Raw genomic sequence first — 280 nt, 5'->3', positions numbered from 1 at the left:
GGCGTCGACCTCGTCCGCGGCCGCGATCAGCTCCTCGCCCGGATCGCCGCTGGCCTCGTAGTGAACGCAGTTCACGCCGGCCTCCTCCAGAATCTCGCGGGCGCGTCGGACGGTCCCGAGCTGGTGGACCGACGCCCCCTCCGGATTGTCCTGGAAGACGTGACAGAGGTGCGCAGTCACCTCGTTCGGCGCGTCCGGGAGGTCGGCGACGACCTCGGCCTGTGCGACCGCCCGCTTCTCGTCGTCGAGCCCGATACCGAGTAACACGTCGTACATGCCC

The 280-nt window shown here is 69.6% G+C and carries 1 protein-coding gene; it reads right to left on the bottom strand.

Annotated features, from left to right (window positions below):
• The coding region (locus EXE44_RS19030) for a universal stress protein (RefSeq protein WP_137718115.1) at window positions 1–276 on the bottom strand (276 nt) is incomplete at its 3' end.
• Between the last annotated feature and the right edge of the window lie 4 nt (window positions 277–280).

This window comes from Halorubrum sp. SS7 (assembly GCF_005435055.1).
GTDB lineage: Archaea > Halobacteriota > Halobacteria > Halobacteriales > Haloferacaceae > Halorubrum > Halorubrum salinarum.
The sequence above is the reverse complement of the archived record's forward strand: the minus strand, read 5'-3'. Positions and strand labels throughout refer to the sequence as shown.